Consider the following 6954-nt stretch of genomic DNA (forward strand, 5'->3'; position numbering starts at 1 on the left):
CCAGAGGAAAGGACAGGCCATGACCATGACCGCGCTGGTGTGCGTACTCCAGCCCCCCTCGAAAGGCGGAAACCGATGAACACCCAAGCCGCCGCCGAGCATGAGGCACTGCGGCTGTCAGCCCTCGAAGCCGCACCCGTGAAGGTCCGCATCGAAGGGGTCAGCAAGATCTTCGTCAGCGGCACAGCGGACGTGACCGCGCTGGACGATGTCAGCTTCACCTTCCGCGAGCGGGAGTTCATCACCCTGCTGGGTCCGTCAGGCTGCGGGAAGTCCACGCTGATGCGCATCCTCGCCGGCCTGGAGAAGCCCTCCGCGGGCGAGGTGACCGTCAACCACTACGGCGACCACCTCACCCAACTGTCCATCGCCTTCCAGGACTACAGCATCCTCCCCTGGAAGACGGTGGAGGCGAACGTCGCCTTCGGCCTGAGGATGCGCGGGCAGTCCCGCCGCGAGGCGCTGGCCACCGCCCACACCTGGCTGGAGACGATGAAGCTGACCGGCTTCGAGAAAGCGTATCCGGCCCAGCTGTCCGGCGGCATGAAACAACGGGTCGCGCTGGCCAGGGCCCTGGCCCTCGACCCCGCGCTGCTCCTCCTCGACGAGCCCTTCGCGGCGCTCGACGCCCAGATGCGGCAGATCCTCCAGGAGGAGATGCTCCGGCAGTGGGAGTCCGACCGGTCGCGTACGGCGGTCGCCGTCACCCACGACCTCGACGAGGCCATCCTGCTCAGCGACCGCATCGTGCTGATGACCGCACGCCCCGGCCGGGTGAAGCAGATCTTCGACGTCCCCATCGAACGCCCCCGGGACCCCTCGGTGCGCTACGCACCCGAATTCCTGGAACTCCGCCAGGAGATCTGGGAGAGCCTGCGTGAAGAGGTCATGCGGAAGGACAAGCCATGACGAACCCCGTGACCCTCGACACCGGCAGAACGGCCCCCACCCAGGGCCGCCCGGCGGGAAGCACCGTCATCACACCGGGGAAGGCGGAGCTGAACCCCCGGCGCTACCAGATCAGACGGCGCCGGCTCTCCGCGGTACTGAGCCTGCTCCCCCCGGTCGTCCTGCTCGTCGTCTGGCAACTCGCCGCGATGAACGACCTCATCGACGTGCGGTTCTTCCCGCCGCCGACGGAGATCGCCGAATCCGCGCGTGAACTGATCTCCAGCGGCGCGCTCTTCGACCATGTGGCAGCGACCATGAACCGGGTCCTGCTCGGCTATGTGCCGGGAGTCGTCCTCGGTATCGGCTTCGGCCTGCTGCTCGGCACCCTCCCGATCGCCAACGCGATCTTCCGGACGAGTGTGACCGGCGCCTACACCATTCCCAAGCTGGGCATCTTCCCGCTGCTGCTGCTCATCTTCGGAGTGGGCGAGACATCCAAGGTGCTGCTCGTCGGGATGACGGTCTTCCTCCTCGTCACCATCGCGACCGCCGACGCCTGCCACGCCATCCCGTCGAGCATGTTCGATGTCGCCAAGGCGTTCCGCGCCAACTACTTCCGCAAGTTGTTCGAGATCGTCCTGCCCGCGGCTCTCCCGCCGATCTTCACCAGTCTCCGCCTTGCGATGGGCATGTCGATCCTGGTGGTCATCGCCACCGAGTTCGTCGCCGCCGACCAGGGCGTCGGCTATCTCATCTGGCACTCATGGAGCCTGTTCCAGCCCTCGCCGATGTACGTCGGCATCGTTGTCTCCGCCCTGCTGGGTGTGATCTCGACCGCCGTCATCGGTGTCGTCCAGCGGCTGTGCACCCCCTGGGCACGCACCCGGCGCCGCTCCCGCCTGCGCTTCCGCAAGGCGCGCTGACCCCTCACCGCACCACCGCACAGGCACCAACGAGCACTTCAGCGCACCCCCTCATGAAAGGGAACAGCCCCATGAACAGAAGCCGCGCCGTGTCAGCCGCGGGACTCGCCACACTGCTGCTGGGTGTCACCGCGTGTGGAACAGGCGACGACGACGGTGCCACCCAGGCCCGAACCGGTGACTACTGCAAGCCGCTCGCCAAGACCGAGAAGGTCACCTTCGGCGCCACGCCGTCCCTCGCCTTCGGCACGCCCTCGCAAGCGGAGGGAGGCGGTCACTACAAGAGCGCCAAGCTCGAAGTGAAGACATCCACCTTCAGCACCGGCCAGGACGTCATCGCCCTCGTCGGGCGGGGCCAACTCGACGCCGCCATGGTCGGATTCCCCGCGAACATCTTCAGCGCCATCGACCAGGGTGTGGATGTCCGCATCGTGTCGTCGGCCGGCCAGATGACCGCGAAGAGCCCGACCACCGTGCTCTTCGTCAGGTCGGACCTGATGAAGAAGGGCACCGTCTCCAAGATCTCCGATCTCAAGGGACTGCGCATCGGGATGCCCGGTGGGCCCGGCTCCGCCGCGTTCTATGTGACCGGCCAGGGGCTGGAGAAGGGCGGCCTCAAACTGAGCGACGTCAAGAACGTGACGCTCGCGCCCGCCGACATGCTGACCGCGTTGCAGACCAAGAGCATCGACGCGGCCCTGGTCACCGCGCCGTTCGATTCCGCGGTGGAGAAGAGCGGGGTCGCCCAGCCGCTGGACACCCAGGGAGCCCTGGTCGGTCTGCAGACAGGAGGCATCATCATGGGGCCCAACCTGCTCAAGAAGCGGCCGGAGGTCGGCTGCGCCTTCCTCAAGGCTCATATCGAGGCCGCCCGCAAGGAGCTCGCCCCCGGTTACAGCAAGAACCCCAAGACGGTCGACAGCTTCGTAGAGCTGGGCAAGTTCCCCCGCTCCCTGGTGGAGACCACACCCGAGTACGCCTATGACGACACCCTGACCGTCGACAAGGACAAGCTCAACGGCATGCAGTCCCTCTTCATCGAGCAGGGTTCCCTTGAGCTCAAGAGCCCGCTGGCGTACGGCAAGGTGGTCGATGTGCCCTTCCGCGACCAGGTGGTGCGATCCCTGGGCGAGGCGCCGGCGAAGCCCTGAACCGGAGGCCGTACCGGCACCGGCATGGTGTCCGCACCCGGTCGGGTCGACCTCTTCATCCTCCCTCGAAGTAAATCAAACCTAACAACCTGGCAAGGTGAAGCGGGTGTGTTTCTCGTTTCGGTGTGTGCAGTCTCCAGGCAGGGGCTTCCGGGCAGTCGAAGTGTGTGAGGGGCAAGACAGTGCTGGCGAACGCGGTCTGTTGTGGTGCCCGCCATCTCCCTGGCGAAGGGCAGTTTTCCCCGGCGTCACTTGACAACTCGGGACTCCACCGAGAAAGTGAATGAACGTTATCCCCGACATGGATATCTTCCGGTGCGGGGATGCGCAGACCGGCCCTAGGGCCGGAACCACCCCCACCGAGCCCGGAGGCAGCGGCGGCGACCGCGACACAGCGGGTGGCCGCCCGCGCTGCGGCCATGGCGGATACGGGATCTCCCACGAGGTGGCCCGCGACGGCGCAACGGCGGCGTCATGCCCGACGGCACGATGCCCCGGACGGACACCTTGGTCGCCACCGCCTGCTCACCCGCCGAACACCACCGAAAGAGAGCACACGCATGATGGGAACCATGGATGGCAAGGTCGCGATCGTTTCGGGCTCCGGCCGGGGTATCGGTCGTGAGATCGCTCTGAAGCTCGCTTCTGAGGGAGCGAGTGTGGTGATCAACGATCTGGATGAGGAGCCCGCGAAGGAGACGGCGGCGGATGTGGTCGCGGCGGGTGGCAGGGCTGTCATCTGTGTCGGCTCGGTCACCGAGGACGGGTTCGCCGAACGCTTTGTGGACACCGCCGTAGAGGCCTTCGGCGGCCTGGACATCATCATCAACAACGCCGGATACACCTGGGACTCGGTCATCCAGAAGATGACCGACGAGCAGTGGGACGCCGTGGTCGATATGCACCTCAAGGCGCCGTTCCGAATTCTGCGCGCCGCACTGCCCTTCATCAAGGCCAACCCGACCGACTACCACCGCAAGGTGGTCAACGTCTCCTCGGGTTCCGGTGTGTACGGCAACCCGGGCCAGGCCAACTACAGCTCGGCCAAGGCCGGTGTGATCGGACTGACCAAGAGCCTGGCCAAGGAGTGGGGCCGCTACAAGGTCAACGTCAACGCCGTCGCCTTCGGATTCATCCTCACCCGGATGACCGAAGCCGTCGCCGATGGCAGCGCCTCCCTCGAAATCGAGGGCCGCAAGATCAAGATCGGTGTCAGCCAGGCCATCGTGGACCGCGTCGAGAAGACCAGCCCACTCGGCCGCCCCGGCACCCCGCAGGAGGCCGCCGGCGCCGTCTACGCACTGTGCCTCCAAGAGACCAACTACGTCTCCGGACAGGCCCTCATGGTGGACGCGGCCAGCCGCTGACCCGCTAGAGGCAATCCTGGGCATCGTCGGCGTTCCGGAACCTCGCTGCGCCGGTGATCGCCCCGTACCACCGGGGGTGGGAGCGCCACGACGCCATCGTCCACGGTGATGTGTCCTTCTCCGGGTCCCCCGCTGCCCGTCGGTGACGAGGCCCGACAACAGCGGTGTGCCCTACCCGCGCCGCTCTCCGGGAGCCAGCAGCCGCGGAACTCGTTGCCCATGTCGCCGTCCGCCCCTCCTTTCGGCGACCCAACCGGCGGCGAGGCAGACCAGCCGCGGAGTGTGCACGCCAGGGTCCCTGAGAGCGCACCCACCCCATGTTTCGGTGCCGGACGGCGGCTCTCCCCGTCCGCCGCCCACTCCCTGCAACTACCAGGAGGATCACTCATGCGTGACGCGGTCATCGTCGATGCCGTTCGTACTGCCGTCGGCAAGCGGGGCGGCGCTCTCGCCGATCTCCACCCCGTCGACCTGTCGGCCCATGTTCTCAAGGCCCTTGAAGAGCGCACCCATCTCGACCCGGCCCTGGTCGACGATGTCATCTGGGGTGTCGGAGCGCAGATCGGCGAGCAGAGCATGTGCTGCGCACGCTACGCGGTGCTGGGCGCGGGCTGGCCTGAGCATGTGCCCGGTGTCTCCGTCGAGCGCCAGTGCGGGTCCTCGCAGCAGGCTGTCAGTTTTGCCGCCGCGGGTGTCATCTCCGGTCAGTACGAGGTCGCCGTCGCAGGCGGCGTGGAGATGATGAGCCGGGTACGGGCCGCCGACGCGCGATCCTTCGGCCAGCCGTACGGTCGCCTCGCGCTGGCTCGCTACGGCGTCGAGGAGTTCAGCCAGTTCACCGGAGCACAGCTGATCGCCGACGAGTACGGCATCTCGCGCACCGAGATGGACCAGCACGCCCTCGACTCCCACGCCCGCGCGGCCCGTGCCATCGACGAAGGCCGCTTCAAGGGACAGATCGCGCCGATCACGGTCACCGACGCGGACGGCGCCGACTATGTCTTCGACACGGACCAGGGGGTGCGCCGGGGCTCGACCGCGGAGAAGCTCGCCTCCCTCCAGCCGGTCTTCGAGGGCGGCGACATCACCGCCGGCAACGCCTCACAGGTCTCCGACGCCTCCGCCGCGCTGCTCATCACCACCAGCGAGTTCGCCGCCGCCCAGGGCTGGACCCCCATGGCCCGCGTGCACACCGCGGTGGTGACCGGCTGCGATCCGGTCAGCATGCTCAAGGGGCCGATCCCGGCGACCGCCAAGGCGCTGCGGCGTTCTGGCCTGTCGCTCGGCGACATCGGCGCGTTCGAGATCAACGAGGCGTTCGCGCCGATCACCCTGGCCTGGCTGAAGGAGACCGGCGCCGACTACGAGCGGATGAACCCGTGCGGTGGCGCCATGGCGATCGGCCATCCGATCGGCGGCTCCGGCGCCCGCCTGATGACCACTCTGGTCCACCACATGCGGGACAACGGAATCCGCTACGGCCTGCAGTCGATGTGCGAGGGCGGGGGCCAGGCCAACGCCACCATCCTCGAACTCCTCTGATCCACCGCGGTGACCGCCGAGACCCGCGAAGTGCTCACCGCGCGAGCCGGTGGGGAGACACCCCGCCCTGGCCTTCGGTGGGTACGCGACGGGCACGGCACCGGATTCCACCCACCGTACTGCCGACCCGGCAGACAACCACAGCAAGGAGTTCCACCATGGGTTCGCTGGACGGGCGCGTAGCCGTCGTCACCGGAGCCGGAGCCGGACTCGGCCGGGAGCACGCGCTGCTGCTCGCCGCCGAAGGTGCCGCAGTCGTGGTGAACGACCTCGGCGAGGCCGCGCACGGCGCCGTCGAGGCAATCAGGGCCGCGGGCGGCGAGGCCGTCGCACACACCGAGTCCATCGCCGACTGGTCAGGCGCCGAGTCGTTGGTCAAGACAGCCGTGGAGACCTTCGGTGATCTCCACATCGTGGTGAACAACGCGGGCATCCTGCGCGATCGCCTGCTGGTCTCGATGACCGAGGCCGAGTTCGACGCGGTCATCGCCGTCCACCTCAAGGGCACTTTCGCCGTCACCCGGCACGCCGCCGCATACTGGCGCGAGCAGGCCAAAGCCGGAGTGACGGCCGACCGCTCGCTGATCAACACCACCTCCAGCTCCGGCCTGCACGGCAATGTCGGACAGGTCAACTACGGTGCGGCGAAGGCGGGAATCGCCGCTCTCACCCTGATCGCCGCGGAGGAATTGGAGCGCTACCACGTGCGAGCCAACGCCGTCGCGCCAGGCGCCCGCACCCAGATGACCGAGTCGACCCCGGGCCTGGGCGAGATCATGACCTCCACCGTGGGCGCCGAGTTCGACACCTGGCATCCGGGCAATGTCTCCCCGGTTGTCGCCATGCTGGCCGCGGCGGACTGCCGGTTCACCGGTCAGGTACTGCGTGTGATCGGTGGGCAGGTGGACTTCTATCAGGGCTGGAGCCCGGCACAGACCTTCACCGCGGACCACCGCTGGGGCATCGAGGAACTCGCCGAGGCCACCGCCGCAGTGCCGGCCAAGCCGGCCAAGGTCGCCGTCGGCGCCCAACGGGCGGTCCAGCAGAGCTGACGGTGCGTAACCCGGTGTGGACCGGGCC

Annotated in this window: 6 protein-coding genes; all 6 read left to right on the forward strand. The window is 67.7% G+C overall.

The window, feature by feature from the left end; genetic code table 11:
* The first annotated feature begins 75 nt into the window (after window positions 1-75).
* A complete protein-coding gene (locus tag NBG84_RS04545) occupies window positions 76-909 on the forward strand; it encodes an ABC transporter ATP-binding protein (RefSeq protein WP_250917944.1) in 834 nt (277 codons plus the stop codon).
* Window positions 906-1814 carry an ABC transporter permease gene (locus NBG84_RS04550; protein WP_250917945.1) on the forward strand — a complete coding sequence of 303 codons (909 nt, stop codon included), beginning with the start codon at window positions 906-908 and terminating at the stop codon, window positions 1812-1814. The genes NBG84_RS04545 and NBG84_RS04550 overlap by 4 nt, the downstream gene beginning before the upstream one ends.
* Before the next feature lie 71 nt (window positions 1815-1885).
* Window positions 1886-2965 carry an ABC transporter substrate-binding protein gene (locus NBG84_RS04555; protein ID WP_250917946.1) on the forward strand — a complete coding sequence of 360 codons (1080 nt, stop codon included), beginning with the start codon at window positions 1886-1888 and terminating at the stop codon, window positions 2963-2965.
* A 572-nt stretch (window positions 2966-3537) separates the two neighbouring features.
* Entirely contained in the window at window positions 3538-4332 is a 795-nt protein-coding gene (locus NBG84_RS04560; RefSeq protein WP_250917947.1) for an SDR family NAD(P)-dependent oxidoreductase, read from the forward strand.
* A 387-nt stretch (window positions 4333-4719) separates the two neighbouring features.
* On the forward strand, window positions 4720-5874 hold the full coding sequence (locus NBG84_RS04565) for a thiolase family protein (RefSeq protein WP_250917948.1): 1155 nt from the start codon (window positions 4720-4722) through the stop codon (window positions 5872-5874).
* Between the two features lie 158 nt (window positions 5875-6032).
* Complete coding sequence (locus NBG84_RS04570; protein WP_250917949.1) at window positions 6033-6926, forward strand: SDR family NAD(P)-dependent oxidoreductase; 894 nt, start codon at window positions 6033-6035, stop codon at window positions 6924-6926.
* The last annotated feature ends 28 nt before the right edge of the window (window positions 6927-6954 follow it).

It is taken from the genome of Streptomyces albipurpureus, from assembly GCF_023701525.1.
In the GTDB taxonomy this organism is placed as follows: Bacteria; Actinomycetota; Actinomycetes; order Streptomycetales; family Streptomycetaceae; genus Streptomyces; species Streptomyces albipurpureus.